The organism is Microbulbifer sp. ABE4_465 (assembly GCF_056160765.1).
Genome location: NZ_JBSWXV010000001.1, coordinates 126,669 through 144,811, shown reverse-complemented (window position 1 = coordinate 144,811; position 18,143 = coordinate 126,669). Strand labels below are relative to the sequence as shown.

Annotated in this window: 12 protein-coding genes; 1 reads left to right on the top strand and 11 read right to left on the bottom strand. The window is 57.9% G+C overall.

The annotated features are described in order from the left end of the window. Positions 1 to 20: 20 nt before the first annotated feature. A complete protein-coding gene (locus ACXAG1_RS00620; RefSeq protein WP_475093330.1) occupies positions 21 to 1,826 on the top strand; it encodes a M28 family metallopeptidase in 1,806 nt (601 codons plus the stop codon). A gap of 85 nt (positions 1,827 to 1,911) precedes the next feature. Here ACXAG1_RS00620 and ACXAG1_RS00615 read toward each other — a convergent pair whose 3' ends face one another. The 11 genes from ACXAG1_RS00615 to smc form a co-directional block, all read right to left on the bottom strand. Beyond that, positions 1,912 to 2,421: a phosphate-starvation-inducible PsiE family protein gene (locus tag ACXAG1_RS00615; RefSeq protein WP_475093331.1), complete on the bottom strand. Its 510-nt coding sequence runs from the start codon at positions 2,419 to 2,421 to the stop codon at positions 1,912 to 1,914. 155 nt (positions 2,422 to 2,576) lie between these two features. Further along, complete coding sequence (locus tag ACXAG1_RS00610) at positions 2,577 to 4,214, bottom strand: AMP-binding protein (RefSeq protein ID WP_475093332.1); 1,638 nt, start codon at positions 4,212 to 4,214, stop codon at positions 2,577 to 2,579. A gap of 426 nt (positions 4,215 to 4,640) precedes the next feature. Further along, on the bottom strand, positions 4,641 to 4,988 hold the full coding sequence (locus ACXAG1_RS00605) for an SCP2 sterol-binding domain-containing protein (protein ID WP_475093333.1): 348 nt from the start codon (positions 4,986 to 4,988) through the stop codon (positions 4,641 to 4,643). A 105-nt stretch (positions 4,989 to 5,093) separates the two neighbouring features. Beyond that, positions 5,094 to 6,890 (bottom strand): acyl-CoA dehydrogenase C-terminal domain-containing protein, encoded by a 1,797-nt coding sequence (locus ACXAG1_RS00600; RefSeq protein ID WP_475093334.1) that lies wholly within the window; start codon positions 6,888 to 6,890, stop codon positions 5,094 to 5,096. A 322-nt stretch (positions 6,891 to 7,212) separates the two neighbouring features. Beyond that, positions 7,213 to 8,310, bottom strand: a complete 1,098-nt coding sequence (locus ACXAG1_RS00595) for an AraC family transcriptional regulator (RefSeq protein WP_475093335.1) — start codon at positions 8,308 to 8,310, stop codon at positions 7,213 to 7,215. 13 nt (positions 8,311 to 8,323) lie between these two features. Further along, the gene (locus tag ACXAG1_RS00590; protein ID WP_475093336.1) at positions 8,324 to 8,557 is read right to left on the bottom strand and encodes a hypothetical protein; all 234 of its coding nucleotides are present in this window, start codon (positions 8,555 to 8,557) and stop codon (positions 8,324 to 8,326) included. 409 nt (positions 8,558 to 8,966) lie between these two features. Beyond that, positions 8,967 to 10,391, bottom strand: a complete 1,425-nt coding sequence (locus tag ACXAG1_RS00585) for a class II fumarate hydratase (RefSeq protein WP_475093337.1) — start codon at positions 10,389 to 10,391, stop codon at positions 8,967 to 8,969. Between the two features lie 147 nt (positions 10,392 to 10,538). Then, complete coding sequence (locus ACXAG1_RS00580) at positions 10,539 to 10,973, bottom strand: hypothetical protein (RefSeq protein WP_475093338.1); 435 nt, start codon at positions 10,971 to 10,973, stop codon at positions 10,539 to 10,541. Between the two features lie 153 nt (positions 10,974 to 11,126). After that, on the bottom strand, positions 11,127 to 13,163 hold the full coding sequence (gene ligA, locus ACXAG1_RS00575) for an NAD-dependent DNA ligase LigA (RefSeq protein ID WP_475118619.1): 2,037 nt from the start codon (positions 13,161 to 13,163) through the stop codon (positions 11,127 to 11,129). Positions 13,164 to 13,196: 33 nt separating this feature from the next. After that, on the bottom strand, positions 13,197 to 14,576 hold the full coding sequence (gene zipA / locus ACXAG1_RS00570; RefSeq protein ID WP_475118618.1) for a cell division protein ZipA: 1,380 nt from the start codon (positions 14,574 to 14,576) through the stop codon (positions 13,197 to 13,199). A 25-nt stretch (positions 14,577 to 14,601) separates the two neighbouring features. Then, positions 14,602 to 18,105, bottom strand: coding sequence for a chromosome segregation protein SMC (gene smc / locus ACXAG1_RS00565; RefSeq protein WP_475118617.1), 3,504 nt, complete (start codon positions 18,103 to 18,105; stop codon positions 14,602 to 14,604). Between the last annotated feature and the right edge of the window lie 38 nt (positions 18,106 to 18,143).

The following is an 18,143-nucleotide window of genomic DNA, read 5'->3' as shown; positions in this document are numbered from 1 at the left end:
CGAAAAATACAGGATTCAACATGCGAAAGCCTTTCCCCTGGCAGCGGCTCATGCTGCCTCTGGCCCTCGCGGGTATCACCACGATTTCAGCGTGCAGTGAAGACGGCGCTGCACCCTCTGCCGAGCAAGCAGAGCAAAACGCAGCGAGCACACAAACCGAGCGCGAGCTGCCGCCACCGAAGGAAATGCCAACAGTCGATGTGATCAAAGAGCCAAAACTGACCGAAGCGGAAAAAACCGAAGTGGCGGAAATGGCAAAAGACCTACACACCCACATCGCGGTACTCGCCTCTGACGAATTTGAAGGGCGCGCCCCCGCCACCAAAGGCGAAGAGTTGACGGTCAACTATCTCGCCGACGAATTCAAAAAACTGGGCTTGGAGCCCGGCGCCAAAGATAGCGACGGCAACCCGAGCTGGTTCCAGTCGGTACCCGTGGTGGAAATGCAGATCGAAACCACACCGCTGGAAATCAAGGGCGAAAACTTCGAAAAATCTCTGGCACCCCTGACCGACATGGTGGCCTTCACCCAGCGCCAGACTCCGGAAAGCAAAATCACCGACAGCCCGCTGGTATTTGTGGGCTACGGCATTGTGGCACCGGAAAACGACTGGAACGATTACGCGGGCCTGGATATGAAGGGCAAAACCGCGGTCATTCTGGTGAACGACCCGGGCTACGCCACTCAGGATAAAAACCTGTTCAACGGCAATGCCATGACCTACTACGGTCGCTGGAGCTACAAGTTTGAAGAAGCGGCTCGCCAGGGTGCAGACGGGGCCATCATCATCCACGAAAACGGCGCCGCCGGTTACCCGTGGGAAGTGGTGAGCGGCAGCTGGTCCGGCGCACAGATCAGCCTCGCTGCAGACGACAAAAACGCCGATCGCGTTGCGGTGGAATCCTGGATTACCACCGATGCCGCCAAGGCTCTGTTTAAGGCCGCAGGCTTGGACTTCGACGGGGAAATGGAAGCCGCCAAACAGCGCGGATTCCAGCCGAAGCCGATGAACCTCACCGCCAGCGTAGACCTGAAAAATACCGTGCGCACTTCCGACTCGCGCAACGTGGTCGCCAAGGTGGAAGGCAGCCAGTACCCGGATGAAGCGGTTATCTACACAGCCCACTGGGATCACCTGGGGGTAAACAATCACGCGGAAGGTGGCGACCATGTGTTTAATGGCGCGGTCGATAACGCTACCGGCACCGCGGGCCTGCTCGCCATTGCCCGGCAGCTCACCAAACTGCCACAAGCGCCACAGCGCTCCATGGTATTTGTGGCGGTCACCGCAGAAGAGTCCGGTCTGCTGGGCTCCAAATACTACGCGGAAAACCCGGTAGTACCTCTGGAGAAAACAGTCGCCGGCATCAACTTCGATGCCATGGGTGTTCTCGGCCCCATGCGCGATGTAATTGTGGTGGGTTACGGCAACAGCGAGCTGGAAAAATTGCTGGAAAAAGCCGCGTCCAAACAGGGCCGCTACCTGGCACCGGAAGATCACCCGGAGCGCGGTTATTTCTATCGCTCAGATCACTTCAGCCTGGCGAAAAAAGGCGTACCCATGCTGTATTTCGATTCCGGCACCGACAGCTTCGAGCACGGCCGTGAATGGGCGCAAAAGAAAGCGGCAGAGTACGGTGCCCGTGCCTACCACAAGCCCGCCGACGAATACGATCCCCAGTGGAACCTGGAAGGGGCTGCGATGGACCTGCTTCTGGGCCTGAACCTCGGTGTGGAACTCGCCAACAGCCGCGACTGGCCCAACTGGTATGAAGGCAACGAGTTCCGCGCAGCGCGGGACAAGAGCGCGGATTCCCGCAAATAAGCCAATTGCGCAGTTTCCACGCAGTAACGAAAAGGGGCGCCCGGTAGGGCGCCCCTTTTCTATACCCGCTTTCGCTTGTGAGATCTCAGTCCTGATCTTCGAGCAAGCTGCGCCGCTCTTTATATGACAGCGCTTCCTTTTTTGCCACCAGCCAGTAGGTAACACCCAATGCCAGCACCGCCGCTGCAATACCGAGAATATAGTCCGGCGTTGTGTCATCGAGATCCAGCACAATGACTTTTCGCGCAATGGCCATCAACGCCGTCGCCACAACCAGCTGAATTGGAATGACGTTTGAGCCGAGATAGAGTCGAATATTGATAAAAATCTCGATGGAAATCAGTACTAACATGATGGCCCCGAACACATCGAATAGATCGTTGTGGTTCATGATCAGTATGGGTGCTGCCTGTAGCCGCTGGTACACCACCCACACGACATCCGCCACACTCCATACAATAACCAGCGCCATCACCACAGACAGAAAGCGCACCGAGCTGCGAATCACCACGTGTAGCAGGCGGATCAGCGGGTCTTCGTGTTCCGCCGGCAGCTCCTCGTGGATCATCGTTGGCCTTTCCTGCTTATCCGACATGGCGTGCTCTTGGGTCAAGAAATTTGCCCATTAGTTATAGCGTACCAGCCACCGCTCCGTGTTGAGGCCATGTTGCAAAAAGTAATCCGCGCCATATAACCACAAAAAAACCCGCTGCAAGCAGCGGGTTTTTCATTTGCGTGGCAGGATCAGACTCAAGCGCTGACCGCGGTATCCACTTTCTTCAATTCCTCGTCGCGCAGCTCGCGGCGCAGAATTTTACCGACATTGGTTTTTGGCAAATCTTCACGAAACTCAATATTTTTTGGCACCTTGTACGCAGTCATATTCTCGCGACAGTAGGCAACGATTTCTTCTTCCGTCAGAGAACCGTCCGCCTTGACCACAAACAGTTTTACCGTTTCACCGGTGCGCTCATCGGGGATACCAACGGCCGCGGCTTCGGTAACCTTTGGGTGGGCGCTGACGATGTCTTCGATCTCGTTCGGGTAAACGTTAAACCCGGAAACGATGATCATGTCCTTCTTGCGGTCAACGATCTTGATGTAGCCATCGTCCTGGATTACCGCCATGTCACCGGTTTTCAGCCAGCCATCCGAATCGATGGTATCGGCAGTAGCTTCTGGGCGTTCCCAGTATCCTTTCATCACCTGCGGGCCACGAACGCACAACTCACCTGGTGTATTGTTCGGCAGATCGTTTCCGTTCTCGTCGATGACCTTGACTTCGGTATCTGGTACCGCAATACCGACAGTGCCCAGTTGCACAGCCTCAGCAGGGTTAAAACATACCACCGGCGAAGTTTCCGTCATGCCGTAGCCTTCGGTAACCACACAGCCGGTGACCTGCTCCCACTTTTCTGCGGTGGCACGAGTCAGCGCCATACCGCCGGAACAGGTGGTATGCAGCTTGCTGAAATCCAGATTGGCAAAATCCGGGTTGCGCATCAGGCCATTGAACAGGGTGTTCAGACCACAGAAACCGGTAAAACGCTTGCCCTTCAGGGTTTTAACGAAGCCCGGAATATCCCGCGGGTTCGGGATCAGCAGCGAGTGGTTGCCGGTGGTAAACAGGCACATGCAGTGAATGGTAAAGGCATAGATGTGGTAGAGGGGCAGCGGAGCGACGTAATACTCCTCCCCTTCCTTCATGGAATCGCCAAGTGCTTCGCGCACCTGCTCCATGTTGGCAACCAGGTTGCGGTTGGTCAGCATCGCGCCTTTCGCCACGCCGGTGGTACCACCGGTGTACTGCAATACGGCGATGTCACCGGGAGTGCGCTGTACATCCTGGTGGGGTTGCTTGGCACCAGCGGACATGGCATCGCGGAAATTTACCTGATTCGCGAAATGGAAATCCGGCACCATCTTCTTGATGTGCTTGGCAACGGTGTTGATCAGAACGCGTTTGAGCGGCGGATGCAGGTCCGCAATCTCCGAAACAATCACTTGCTCAACGGATGTTTCGCCGATGATACCCGCCGCTGTGTCGGCGATATTTGCAAGAACAACCAGGGCTTTGGCACCAGAATCGTTCAGCTGGTGTTTGATTTCACGCTGGGTGTACAGCGGATTTGTATTGACCACCACCAGGCCTGCGCGCAGGGCACCAAACACGGCAACCGGGTATTGCAGGACATTCGGCAGTTGAACCGCGATGCGATCGCCGGGTTTCAGGCTGGTATGATTCTGAAGGTAGGAGGCAAATTGGGCGCTGAGCCGATCAATATCGCCAATGGTGAGCGTTTGCCCCAGGCAGGTAAATGCCGGGCGCTCTGAATATTTGGCCGTGGCACTGGTAAACACGTCAAGAATGCTGCGTTCAATGTCCAACTTGTTTCTCCCAATACTGTTGTTTTTGTGGTGTCACCCGCCGGACGCGGTCTGCCGCGCTCGTAACCATCGAGACGGAGCAGTTTCACAAGACTGGCAGATTATCGGCGAGTTCGCAGACTGATGATACCTCAGGGGACCATCCTGTCGGTTAATAGTCGATATCCGCAGTGCTGATCTGAGCAGACGGGTAATTATTGTAAGTTTTGTTAGTTATCTGGTGAATGTTACTGCGAGAGGCAAATAATCCGCCTGAATTTCATCGCTAGCCCGCATTGAACGGGCAATTAATTATTTGGGCGTCAGACTTGTCGCCCGGCCGGCTCCACACTGCACCGCCACGTCAAAACACTGGCGGTACGGAACCAATTCAATCAGTAAATAGCCCGGTGGGCTATTCCGCCACAGGTAATCCTCTGGTCGACTTCAATGCACGGCAAAAAGGTCTGCCAACGCAGCTGCCAGTTCGCGATTGCCGGTATATCGGATATCGCCCAGCAGGAACGCGTGACGGGCACTCAACTGGCCGCCAATGATTTCCCGCAGTGTGTCGTAGGACATTTCGAGATCCAGATCCGGCGACTCCACCAGCCCGGAAACCTGCTCCGCTTCAATAGAAACCGGCCCGCTTTCCAGAGCGCCGCCTTCCAATGCCTTGCGCTCCACACGCAGGTAGAAATCACTGCCGTCCGGCAATCGAAACTGTACTCGAGTGGTCTGGGGCAGACAAGTAAGCAGCCGCAAGCGCTCGAGAATGTGTGCCGGTAATTGCATCATCACTCCGGAAGTTCGCAAACCTGCGCTTTACCGCCGTTGGCAAAGCGCAGATTCAAAAACACCGCCGCTGTTACCAGGGGCGGTGTTTTCCAATCATGTTGCTCAGAATACGAAGTGTTCCGCATCCAGGCTCATGAGGTTGTCGGCGCCGCTCTGCATAGCACTGGCATGGGTCGCGGTGCGCGGCAGGATACGGTCGAAATAGAAACGCGCGGTGGCAATTTTGGAACGGTAGAAATCTTCTTCACCGGCACCAGCCTGCAGCTTCTCGTTAGCGGTTTTCGCGGTCAGCGCCCACAGGTAGGCCTGTACGGCGTAACCGGAATACATCAGGTAGTCCACGGAGGCTGCGCCGACTTCGTCGGGGTTTTCCATGGCCTTCACGCCGACGTTCATGGTCAGCTCGCCCCACTCCTTGTTGATCTCCTGGAGTTTGGCAACATACGGTGCCAGGGCTTCGTTATCCAGTTCCGCCTGGCAGAACTTGTGCACGACCTTGGTGAACTTGCGCAGCAGCTCGCCCTGACTCATCAGTACTTTACGGCCCAGCAGGTCCAGTGCCTGAATACCGGTAGTACCTTCGTAGATGGTGGAAATACGGGAGTCGCGCACGTTCTGCTCCATGCCCCACTCGGCGATGTAGCCGTGGCCGCCAAAACACTGCAGACCCAGGTTTGCTGATTCATAACCGGTCTCGGTGAGGAACGCCTTGGCAATCGGCGTCAGGAACGCGAGCAGGTCGTCGGCGTCTTTGCGCTCTTCTTCCGTCTCTGCGGCGTGGCTGCGGTCAACCTGTTGCGCACACAGCAGTACCAGCATGCGACCGCCTTCGGAGAAGGCCTTCTGGGTCAGCAGCATGCGGCGCACGTCCGGGTGAACGATGATCGGGTCAGCCGCACCTTGCGGGTTTTTCGGGCCGCTCAGGGAGCGCATTTGCAGACGGTCTTTGGCGTAAGCCAGGGACTTCTGGAAACCCGCTTCCGCGTGCGCCACGCCCTGCAGGGCAGTACCCAGACGCGCAGTGTTCATAAAGGTGAACATGCAGTTCAGGCCCTTGTTGGGCGGGCCGATCAGGAAGCCTTTGGCACCGTCGAAGTTGAGTACCGCGGTGGCATTACCGTGGATACCCATCTTGTGTTCCAGGGAACCACAGGTCACGCCATTGCGCTCACCTACGGAGCCGTCTGCATTCGGCAGGAATTTCGGAACGATAAACAGGGAGATGCCCTTGGTGCCCGCAGGGGCATCCGGCAGGCGTGCCAGTACGATGTGGACGATATTCTCGGCCATATCGTGCTCACCGGCAGAGATAAAGATCTTGGTGCCGCTGATGGAGTAAGAACCGTCGTCGTTAGGCTCGGCCTTGGAACGCAGGATACCCAGGTCGGTACCGCAGTGGGGCTCAGTCAGACACATGGTGCCAGTCCAGGTACCTTCTACCAGCTTGGTCAGGTAGGTTTCTTTCTGCGTGTCGGTACCGTGGGCTTCCAGGGTATTCATGGCGCCGTGGGACAGGCCCGGGTACATACCCCAGGACCAGTTGGCAGTACCCACCATCTCGCTCAGGATGGTACCTAGAGAAGGCGGCAGGCCCTGGCCACCGTGTTCGACTTTGTGCGGCAGGGACGGCCAGCCGGCTTCCACGAACTGCTGGTAGGCTTCCTTGAAGCCTTCCGGAGTGGTGACTTCGCCGTCTTTCCAGGTACAGCCCTGCTGGTCGCCAATCTGATTGATGGGGGCGAGGACGTTTTCACAGAACTTGGCACCCTCTTCCAGGATGGCATCCACCACGTCGGGGCTCGCATCTTCATAGCCCAGTGCCGCATAGTGCTGATCCCAGTTCAGCAGCTCACGCATGGCGAAACGCATGTCACGCAGCGGAATTTTGATCTCGCTCATCCTGAATACCCTCTTTAACGATTTTTACACTCGATTTTTCGCGCCCGCTGCCATGGTCTCATACAGACATGGCCGGGCAGCGCCACGGGATGCACGGCGAAATGCCGTGACTCAACTATTCGTTTTATTCATATTAGTTGCAAATTACCAATAGTCACTATGGCGAAAAGTGTCCAAAGCACTAACAAAATACGGCGGCAGATTCAGCGCAAAGCGGCTGACGCACAGGTCACCGTATCGACCTGTGCGCGAGAAATTCTCGGGAGATTTTGAAGGGAGTTTCTGGAGGGAACAGGCGCGATATAACGCGAAAAGCCGGAAATTAGCTGCCGGGGGTGGTCGCGCGCGGGCTCTTGCGATACTCGCCGGGGGTGACCCCGGTCCACTTCTTGAACGCGCGAAAAAACGCACTGGCCTCGTCAAAACCCAGCATTTCCGCGATTTGCGTATTGGAGAGATCCGGGCAGCTCAAGTAATGGAAGGCTGCCTCCATCCGGCATTCGTCCTTGAGCTTCTGGTACGAGGTGTTTTCCTGCTGCAACTTGCGCCGCAAGGTAGTGACCGACATGTTCAGGCGCTCCGCCACCGCTTCCGCCGGCGGCATGGACTCGCTCACATCCCGGTTCAGAATCGTCTTGACCTTGGTCTTGATACTGTTGGCGTTGCCGTCGCTGATTACCAGGTGATAAGGCGCCGTGCGGATGAAGTCCTCCACCGTCTGGGGACTCTGTACGATGGGATAATCCAGATAGCGGCTTTCATATTCCAGCGCATTGGCCGGCTGATCGAACAGCAGTTCCCCAGCCTCACTTTGCGCCAGGGTCTGGAACTCCTCCGGGCAGGGGAAGGAAAAGTGCAGCTTGGCCAGAGGAATCTCGCGCCCCACCAGCCAGCAGTAGAAACGGTGCCAAACCGCAAGCGTGGTACGAATTACCCCTGGTGTAGTCTCCGCAATCAGCTGGTCGAACTCGCCGTCGTGCAGAGAGCTGATACCCACGATCACCACCTTGTCGCGATCCCCCTGAGGCGACAACACGGGTTTGACACGAAAGCCCCGGCAAATTTCCATGAATTCCGCGCTGAGGGTTATCGCCTGCCGCACCGTCGCGCAGTTGACCACCGTCAGACACAGCAGGCGAAATGAACCGGAGCGCACCCGGCCACCACTAAGCATGCCGAACCACTCGTCCTGGGCCAGCCACATGACCCGCTGGTACAGGCGCCCGTACTTTACCGCGGAAAACGCCGCAGTATCCTCGAGCTCACCCTCGGAAATATCGACCGACGCGAGAAGCTCCGCGCGATCGCAACCGTGCCTCGCCGCCTCTTCCAGCAGACGCTGTACATAGGCGATCGGGATACGGATATCCTCACTCTGACTCTGGTTGAGGCCGGAAAGAGGTTGGGTGTCGCTGGCCATGCTTTGCTCTAAGTTAACGGTCGTCGTTACGGTGGTCGTTGCGCTGGTCATTTCGCCGACGCAACCAGTTCAACAGCGCACCAAAACCGAACGCCACGGCCACAATAACGGCAAGAAAAACCAACATCAGCACCAGGTAACTGAGCACGTCTGCCACCGGCAGATCCCAACTCCAGATCGCCGCGGCGATAAACGCAACACAGGCAAGGACACTGGTAATAAATGAACGGCGGCGTTTCTGGGCCATAACAAAGCACTTTCAACGGGAAATGAATGACTGGTCGGCATTGTTCGCCGACACTAATATTCGGGCTATGGACAGCACGGGGGGTTCGCTCGCCGCATCCGAATGAACAATCTCTATTCATACTATAGATTTGAACAGAGGGTTTGAATTCTAACGGATTGGGCGGCACTCCACCGCGAACTACCACGTAAAGCGGGGCAGAATCCTGAAGGATTGGTCATTGGCTGTCAACGCAGCCCCGGCAAATGGTTAGCGCAAACAAGGGGTGAAAGAGTCATGGGAAAACCACACATGCTGCGCAGAGAAGATCGATCCATCCTGCGCAGGCTGGGTATCTGGATTGAATGCATGATGCTGGTTGCGGGTTCCATCCTGTTGGGGATTCTGCTGCTTGCCTGAGCCATGGACTCTATTGCCCATCCACAATTCCCCCCTCACTTAATCGCGCGGGGTCGAGTAATTTTTCCAGCTCTCCGCGGGAAAGATCGGTCATTTCCTCGGCCACATCCAGCACCGGGCGCCCCGCTTTATAAGCCGCCTTGGCAATCTCCGCGGCCCTGGCATAGCCGATGACCGGGTTCAACGCCGTCACCAGAATCGGATTGCGCGCGAGCGCCTGCTGCATACGCGCCTCTTTGACGGTAAACCCGGCTATTGCATTGTCCGCCAGCATACGCGAGGCGTTTGCGGATAACTGGATACTTTCGAGCAGACTAAATGCAATCACCGGCAACATCACATTCAACTGAAAATTACCGCTTTGCCCGGCCACGGTAATCGTGGTGTCATTTCCCATCACCTTGGCCGCCACCATTGCCACGGATTCGGCAATGACAGGATTGACCTTGCCCGGCATGATACTGCTGCCGGGCTGAAGCGCTGGTAACGCAATTTCGCCCAGCCCTGCCAGCGGACCGCTATTCATCCAGCGCAAATCGTTGGCAATTTTCATCAGAGCCACCGCCAGAGTTTTTAACTGCCCCGACACTTCGACCGCAGTGTCCTGGCTGGAGATTGCGGCAAAGATATTGTCCGCGGGACGCGGTGAGATGCCACAGGCGGTACCGAGCTTGTACGCAAATAGTTCAGAAAACTCATTGTGCGCATTCAGGCCGCTACCTACTGCAGTGCCACCCTGTGCCAGCTGTTCCAGACGCGGAAGTACATCCTCCAGCCGCGCCCTGCACAATTTGAACTGCGCACTCCAGGCCGATATTTCCTGCCCCAGGGTTATCGGTACCGCGTCCATCAGGTGTGTGCGCCCGGTTTTGACCACCGACGTCAACTCATTGGATTTGCGATCCAGCGTGTCGCACAGGTGTACCAGTGCGGGCAACAACTGGTTTTGTATGGCGAGCAATGCGGAGAGATGAATTGCCGAAGGAATCACATCGTTACTGCTCTGGCACATATTGACGTGATCATTGGCACCGATGGTGAGGCCGCTGTTTTCCGAGGCGATATGGGCAAGCACCTCGTTCACATTCATATTGGTGCTGGTGCCGGAACCGGTCTGGAACACATCGACGGGAAACTGGCGGGCGTAGTCTGCGTCGGTCAGCTGGTCGCAGGCAGCAACAATCGCCACCGCCTTGTCTTCATCGAGAATTCCCAGGCACTGGTTAGCCTGGGCCGCAGCGCGCTTTATCGCCACTACGGCGCGAACAAATGCAATCGGCAAACGGTAGTCACTGACCGGGAAATTTTCCACAGCGCGCTGGGTCTGCGCACCATAAAGGGCATCTTGCGGGACGTTGATTTCGCCCAGACTGTCTTTCTCTATTCGAAAAGCGTCGGCGCTTGAAGACGTTTCTTGAGGGGAAGGCTTGCGCACGGAGAAGGCCTCCTGGAAAGCTCAGATCACACAATTGAAAAGATAAGCACCGCCAAAGCGCATGCCAGACAAAAGATGCCGAATATCGATACAGGGTAATGTGCGGGGTCGGGATTTGGCAATCGATGTGAAAGGGGCCCAAAGAAACTAAACGCTCACGCGCCCTTCCTGCGTCCACTCACAGCGCACCTGCATATCACCACTGCCGGGCTCGTGATACAGGCCTGCAGCCTCCCAGTTAAAGGAATGGGTGCCGGAGAGCTCGGTTTCCAGATGTACCGTGGCGGAAACCCAGTACATGCTGCGCAAAAGCTCTTCAAACTTCTGGATCCAGTGATTCCACTCATACTCGACGGCGCGATAGGAAGCACCAAAATGGATGACGTCGGTCTGATACTGGGATTGCTTGACCTTAATGGTGGGAATGGAAAACATATCGCGGCAAAGAAACGGCCACTCGTCCGCACTGGGCAGCGCCAGCACAGCTTCGCGGTTGACCCGGCGGCGATCACTGCCGCCTGCCAGGCTGTTGCTGTCTTTGATACAGCCGTAAACGATAGATTCCTGATCGCCCTGAATCACGCTGCGCTAACCCCTACGCTTCTCCCGCAGCACGAATGTGTTGTCAGCGGGCCAATTCAATTATTGCTCCGCCAACTGTAACGGCGCGACCGAGATAATTCTACTGCCAGATGCCAGCAAATTTTCGACCCGATCGCATTTCAGGCAGATCGATTAAATTTCGATGCCCTGCCCCCGTAACATTGCCATCAGCCCCTCTTCGTCCAGCACCGGTAGATCGAGATCTCGCGCCTTGTTCAGCTTTGAGCCCGCTCCGGGGCCAGCGACAACCGTATGGGTATTCGCAGACACGCTGCCGGCGACTTTTGCACCCAACCGTTGCAGATAGTCCTTGGCCTCACTGCGCGACAGGGTTTCCAGCTTTCCGGTCAGCACCCAGGTCTGCCCTGCGAGCGGCTGGCTACCCGTTTCCTGGACTTCCGCCTCCCAATGCACACCTGCCTGCTGAAGAGCGGCAATTTCTTCCAGGTTGTGCACTTGCTCGAAAAACTCGGCCACATAGTGGGCAACGATCGGGCCAACATCCTCAACCTGCTGCAGGGCCTCACTATCCGCTTGCATTAACGCATCCAGGTCACCAAAGTGTCGCGCCAGGTTGCGCGCGGTCGCCTCGCCCACTTCACGAATACCGAGCGCATAGAGAAATTTCGGCAGAGTGGTGCCTTTGCTGCGCTCAAGGGCATCCAACAGATTTTGCGCGGACTTTTCCCCCATTCTCTCGAGCGCCACCAGCGGCTCGAGTGACAGGTGGTAAAGGCCGGAGACAGACTTCAACAGCCCCTCATCCACCATCTGTTCCACCAGCTTGTCGCCGAGACCGTCAATATCCATGGCCTTGCGCGATGCAAAGTGCTTGATCGCCTGCTTGCGCTGGGCGCTACAGATCAGGCCACCACTACAGCGGGCAACGGCCTCACCGGGTGTGGCCTCCACCGGCGAATCACACACCGGGCAGTGGGCCGGGAATACGATGTCGCGGGCGTCGTCCGGACGGCGACTTTCCACCACGGAGACCACCTGGGGGATTACATCGCCGGCGCGGCGAATAATTACGGTATCCCCGACTTTTACGCCCAACCGTTCGATTTCATCGCGGTTGTGCAGGGTGGCATTGGATACCGTAACGCCGCCGACAAACACCGGCTGCAGGCGCGCCACTGGGGTAACCGCACCAGTGCGCCCTACCTGGAACTCCACATCCAGCAACTGGGTCATTTCTTCCTGTGCAGGGAACTTATAGGCCGTGGCCCAGCGCGGCGCACGAGCGACAAAACCCAGGCGCTTCTGCAGCGGAATACTGTTGACCTTGAATACAATACCGTCGATGTCGTAAGGCAATTGCGCACGCTTTTCGCCGAGCTTACGGTGATATTCGATACATTCCTGGATATTTTCCGCCACCGCCATTTCACTGTTGATCCGGAATCCCCAACGGTTCAACTGCCTGAGAATTTCCGAATGCGTTTCGGGAAGTTCACCGCCTTCCACTACGCCAACGCTATAGGTGCAGAGTTCCAGAGGGCGCTGGGCGGTAACACGCGAGTCCAGCTGGCGCAGACTGCCCGCGGCGGCGTTGCGTGGATTTACAAACAGCTTGTCGCCGGCTGCGCGGGCTTTTTCATTCATGGCGTCAAAGCCCGCCTTGGGCATATAGATTTCGCCGCGCACTTCGAGAACTTCCGGCACATCGTCGGCCAGCAGTTTCAAAGGCACGGAGTAGATCGTCCGCACATTCTGCGTGATATCTTCCCCAACAGTGCCATCACCGCGGGTTGCGGCGCGCTCCAGCAGCCCATTGCGGTACAGCAGGCTCACGGCAATCCCATCCAGTTTTGGTTCGCAGGCGTACTCCACCGGCGCACTGTTATTCAGACGCTCACGGATACGGCGATCGAAATCTTCCATTTCCTCATCGCTGAACGCATTGTCCAGGGACAGCATGGGCATTTCGTGGCGAATCTGGGTAAAGGCCGCCAAGGGCTCCGCGCCCACACGCTGGGTGGGGGAATCACTGGAGATCAACTGCGGATATTGTTCTTCCAGCCCCTGCAACTCGCGCAGACAGCGGTCGTATTCCGCATCCGGCAGTTCCGGGGCATCCAGTACGTAGTACTGGTAATTGGCGCGATTGAGGATTTCGTGCAGCTCCATTGCACGGGACTGAGATTCCGGGGGGAGTTTTTTTGTCATTGTTTTTCCGCAAAAATGGGGAATTCTTGCTGGTCAGGCCTGCGCGCGGGCCAGGGCTTTGCGGCGCTGGAATTCCATCACCCGCTGACGGTAGTGCTCGGCGGTCTGCGCGGTGAATACACTGCGGTTTTCGTCCTTCAGCTCGCCGCCCAGCTGCTCGGCAATATTGCGCGCGGTAGACAGCAGCGTATCGAAGGCTTTCAGCGCTTCCACTTCTGCAGGGAGCGCGAGGAACAGGCTCACGCCGGGGGTGGTGAAGTCTTCCATCTCGGACATATCAAAGGTGCCCGGCACCACGATATTGGCCAGGCTGAACAGGGCCGGGCCCTCCCCCGCTTCGCCGCAGTGGAAATGGAAAATATTCATCTCGCCGAAACGCAGTCCGCTGGAAAGCAGTACGCGCAGCAGGTCGTTACCCTCAAAGCAATCGCCGGCAGGCGCCATGATGTTCAGGATCAACACTTCCTGTACGTCGCGCTCTTTTGGCGTGCTCTGCCCGCGCTTGCCGGTTTTTTTCCGGCCCGCACTTTCTGTATCAGCCGCCGTATCCCGGGCCGGTGCCTTTTTCTGGTCCGGACCTTTTTTAAGATCGGGAAAGCGGAGTTCCGGCAGCTTGAGATCCGCCGGGGACCAACCGGGCTTTTTCACCGGTTCCTGATGTTCTTCCGCCGGCGCCTCTTCCGGTACCGATTGCAACGACTCCAGACTGATCGATTCATCCAGAGAGGGTTCGCGGCGGTCGGTTGCCGGCTCGTCGTGTTCAGAAGACAGGCCGGCCATGGGGTCCTGTTCGCCCTGATACTGCAGCTTGTCTTCGGATACCGGTTCGATCGTGTCCGGACCTGCGGCCGGTGCGATATCCGGTTCCACAGAGTCCATCAGCATCGGCACCTGCTCTTCCAGGTTCAGGGAAGCCTGCTCCGGCACCTTGGCGGCGCGCGTGGTGGAGTGCTCTGCGGGCATTTCTGGCAGTTCGTCGTTGCCCCCTGTAGCTCGCTCGGGTTTGCTGCCTGCCAATGGTTTGCGCGAGGACTGGAAGTTCTGCTGTACCTGGCGATTGACCTGGCTGGCGTCTTCCGGTTTGCGACGCTGCACCACGCGCACCGTTCCCGGCAGCTCCGCAGAAATCTGCCGACGCTTTTCCGCCTCTTCCGGATCGATGTATTCGAGCTCGGACTCGGTAATGGGACTGCTTTTTTTGGCCCGCGCTTCCTTCGGCTCCGCGGCTTCTTTCACGGCGCGCGGCGTTGACAGGATATCTTCGTTGTAGTCGTCCACTTCCTGGCGCAAGGTGCGGGACAGTTTGCTGGAGACTTTTACCGAGTCTCGGTGCTTGAGGTAGGCGCGCCGGGCACCATCGAGCACCACGCCCAGCAGCACCAGCGCCAGCAAATTGATCAGCCAGTTGTCCATGATTACATCCCTCTCCCTGTGCCCATCACGCAGATGCCAGTTCCGCGGCCTCTTCCACATCCACGGATACCAGACGGGATACGCCCGGCTCGTGCATGGTAACCCCCAACAATTGATCGGCCATCTCCATGGCAATCTTGTTATGGGTAATGTAGATGAACTGAACGTGTTCCGACATTTCTTTTACCATCCGTGCATAACGACCCACGTTGGCATCGTCCAGCGGTGCGTCCACCTCATCCAGCATACAGAAGGGCGCCGGGTTGAGGCGGAAGATGGAAAATACCAGAGCGATTGCGGTCAGCGCCTTCTCACCACCGGACAACAAGTGGATCGTACTGTTCCGCTTGCCCGGTGGGCGCGCCATGATCGCGATACCGGTATCCAGCAGGTCGTCACCGGTTAGCTCCAGATACGCGTGACCACCGCCAAATACTTTCGGGAACAGCTCCTGAAGACCGCCGTTAACCTGATCGAAGGTCTCCTTGAAGCGGGTACGGGTTTCCTTGTCGATGCGGCGGATGGCATTTTCCAGGGTCTCCAGGGCGTCGGTCAGATCGCCGTACTGGGTATCCAGGTAGTTTTTGCGCTCGGATTCCTGCTTGTACTCATCGATAGCCGCGAGGTTAATCGGGCCAAGACGGGAGATTCGCGCAGCCACCAGCTCGATATCCTGTTGCACTGCTTCGATAGTCAGTTCTTCCGGGAGTTCCTCAAGCAGGCCTTTCAGTTCGTGGCCAGCCTCAGCCAGCTGCTCTACCAGGCCATTGCGCTGGGTTTCGAGGGTCTGCGCAGCCAGGCGCTGCTGCTCCAGCTGAGCGCGTACGCCTTGCAAAGCAGATTCCACCTTGTGGCGCTCCTGCTCGTGGTTGCGAAGCGTAGACTCCACCTCTTCCATTTTTTTGCGCGCATCCGAAAGCTCGGTTTCCACTTCGATGCGCTGCCCCAGTTTTTCTTCCAGTTCCGCCTGGAAATCCTGGGATGGATCCTGGGCGTCCTCCATCTGACGCAGCAGCTGCTCGCGGCGCTCCTGCAAACGCTCCACCTGCTCGCGCAACACCTGCAGCGTGCGCTCGAGGGAAACTTTCTGGGTGCGTACGGACTGCTCGCGCATGGCCAGTTCGTGGGCGCGGTCTTTATCTTCACGGGCGCGCTGGCGCGCGGCATCCAGCGCTTCACGCAGCTCCTCGCGGCGCGCCAGAAGGGATTCGCGGCGATCGGTATCGTCGCTCATGGCCTCCAGGGCCTCCTGCAATACGATGCGCGCTTCGGAAATGGATTCGGATTCCATCTCCTTCTGTTCTTTCACTTCGGCAATTTCTGCCTCGATACGGCGGCGGCGTTCATCCATCTGCTCCTGGCGCGCGCGCTGGGCAGACAGCTGACTGCGCAGGTCGCCGGTACGGCGGTTCAGCTGCTCGGCGTTATTGCGGGCCTGCTCGATACCGGATTCCAGTTCGCCGGCGCGACTGCGCAACTGCTCGCGCTGCTCGGACAGCTCTTCGATACGTGCTTCGCAGGTTTCCAGCTCCGCTTCCAGGTTCTCGAGGTCCTGCTTGCGCGCCAGTACCCCGGATTCCGCATCGCCACCGCGGCTGACTTTCAGCCAGTTAGGTCCGACCCAGAGGCCGTCGCGGGTAACGATGGATTCATTCGCTTTCAGCTGATCGCGCTGGGCCAGCGCGGCGTTCAGGTCTTCCGCGGTATAGATACCGTCTACCAGGCCACTCAGGGACGCGGGGCCCTCCACGACATCGGAGAGTTTCGGCAGGCTGCCAGCGGCTGCCGCCGGTGCACTGCGGCCATCGACAAATACAGCCTGGCCGCCGTCGAAGCTGGTGAGACTTTCCTGCAGGGATTCGATCTGATCGACACACACCGCCTGCAGTTGGGCACCAAGCACGGTTTCCACGGCGGTTTCCCAACCGGCGCGTGCGCTGATCTGCTCCGCCAGGCGCGGGCGGTCCTGCAGATTGTGCTGCTCCAGCCAGCTGGCGACGTTCTTCCCCTGACCCATGGCGGCCTGCTGCAGCGCTTCCAGCGAGGCCTGGCGGCCGCGGCTGGTCTGCAATTGCAGGCGTTCTTTATCCAGTTCAGCGCCCAGCTCGGACTCCTGACGGCGCAGATCCGAAAGCTGTTCTACCTGTTCGGAAATGGATTCGCGCAGCTCGGCCAGCTGCATTTCCAGCTCGGCCAGCTCCTCGTTCTGTTGCTCCAGCTCCAGGTCATCGCCGGAGCCAGACAGGGACTCACGCTCGGTCTGCAGCTTGCTGATGCGATCCTGCAGGCGCTGGGCAGATGTTTCCAGGTGCTGGATGCGGGACTGCTGTACTTCCGCACGCTGACGAGAGCCAGAGGCACCCTGGTTGAATTGATCCCACTCGTTCTGCCAATCGCGCATCTGGTCTTCGGCGGTCAGCAGGGCCTGGGCGGATTCTTCTTCCGCCGCCTGCACCATTTCCAGATCCGGAATAATGATTTCCAGTTCGGCATCAAACTCGACCGCCTTTTCCTGGTCCGCAGCCAACAGCGACTGGGATTCATTGAATTCCTGTTCGGTGCGGGAAAAATCGGTCTGCAATTGGGTGTTGCGCTCGCGAGCGTGGGAAATGCTCTGCTCCAGGCGCGCAATATCCGCACCCACGGAATAGAAACGGCCCTGTACCTCGTTAAACGCATCGGACAGGTCGTGATAAGCCACGCGCTGCTCTTCGATACCGGTGTCGAAGCTCACCTGGCGGGTCACCAGCTCCTCTACGGTGAGTTCCAGCTCGCCGATCTGCTGCTGCTTGCCGTGGGCCTGGTCGTCCAGGTCCTTGTACTTCAGGGCCTGCAGGTGTGCTTTGTGGGTGCGCTCTTCTTCTTTGAAGCGGCTGTATTTTTCCGCGGCCGCAGACTGGCGCTCGAGACGGGACAGCTGGCGATCCAGCTCGTCGCGGATATCGGTGAGGCGCTCCAGGTTTTCCTTGGTGCGACGCATGCGGTTTTCGGTATCGCGACGGCGCTCCTTGTACTTGGAGATACCGGCGGCTTCCTCGATAAATACCCGCAGCTCTTCCGGCTTGGCCTCGATCAATTTCGAGATCATGCCCTGCTCGATGATCGCGTAGCTGCGCGGACCGAGACCGGTACCCAGGAACAGGTCAGTCACGTCGCGGCGGCGGCATTTCTCGCCGTTCAGGTAATAGATGTTCTGTGCGTCGCGGGTCACCTTGCGCTTGATGGAGATCTCGCTGAAGGCGGCGTATTCGCCGGTGAGCTTGCCGGAGGAATTGTCGAACACCAGCTCAATGGAGGCCTGGCCCACGGGCTTACGGCCGCTGGAGCCATTGAAGATCACGTCGGTCATGGAGTCGCCGCGCAGGTTCTTCGCGGAGGATTCCCCCATCACCCAGCGCACAGCGTCAATGGTGTTGGACTTGCCACAGCCGTTGGGGCCGACCACGGCGCTGAGGTTGGACGGGAAGTAAACGGTGGTCGGGTCGACGAACGACTTGAATCCGGCCAGCTTGATGCACTTCAAACGCATGGTCTTAAAACTCGGTAATACCCGGCGCCCGTGCGGTT

Coding starts and splice junctions, on each gene's coding strand:
- ACXAG1_RS00620 (WP_475093330.1), top strand. CDS start 21: ATGCGAAAGCCTTTCCCCTGGCAGCGGCTCATGCTGCCTCTGGCCCTC.
- ACXAG1_RS00615 (WP_475093331.1), bottom strand. CDS start 2,421: ATGTCGGATAAGCAGGAAAGGCCAACGATGATCCACGAGGAGCTGCCG.
- ACXAG1_RS00605 (WP_475093333.1), bottom strand. CDS start 4,988: ATGCAATTACCGGCACACATTCTCGAGCGCTTGCGGCTGCTTACTTGT.
- ACXAG1_RS00600 (WP_475093334.1), bottom strand. CDS start 6,890: ATGAGCGAGATCAAAATTCCGCTGCGTGACATGCGTTTCGCCATGCGT.
- ACXAG1_RS00595 (WP_475093335.1), bottom strand. CDS start 8,310: ATGGCCAGCGACACCCAACCTCTTTCCGGCCTCAACCAGAGTCAGAGT.
- ACXAG1_RS00590 (WP_475093336.1), bottom strand. CDS start 8,557: ATGGCCCAGAAACGCCGCCGTTCATTTATTACCAGTGTCCTTGCCTGT.
- ligA (WP_475118619.1), bottom strand. CDS start 13,163: ATGACAAAAAAACTCCCCCCGGAATCTCAGTCCCGTGCAATGGAGCTG.
- zipA (WP_475118618.1), bottom strand. CDS start 14,576: ATGGACAACTGGCTGATCAATTTGCTGGCGCTGGTGCTGCTGGGCGTG.
- smc (WP_475118617.1), bottom strand. CDS start 18,105: ATGCGTTTGAAGTGCATCAAGCTGGCCGGATTCAAGTCGTTCGTCGAC.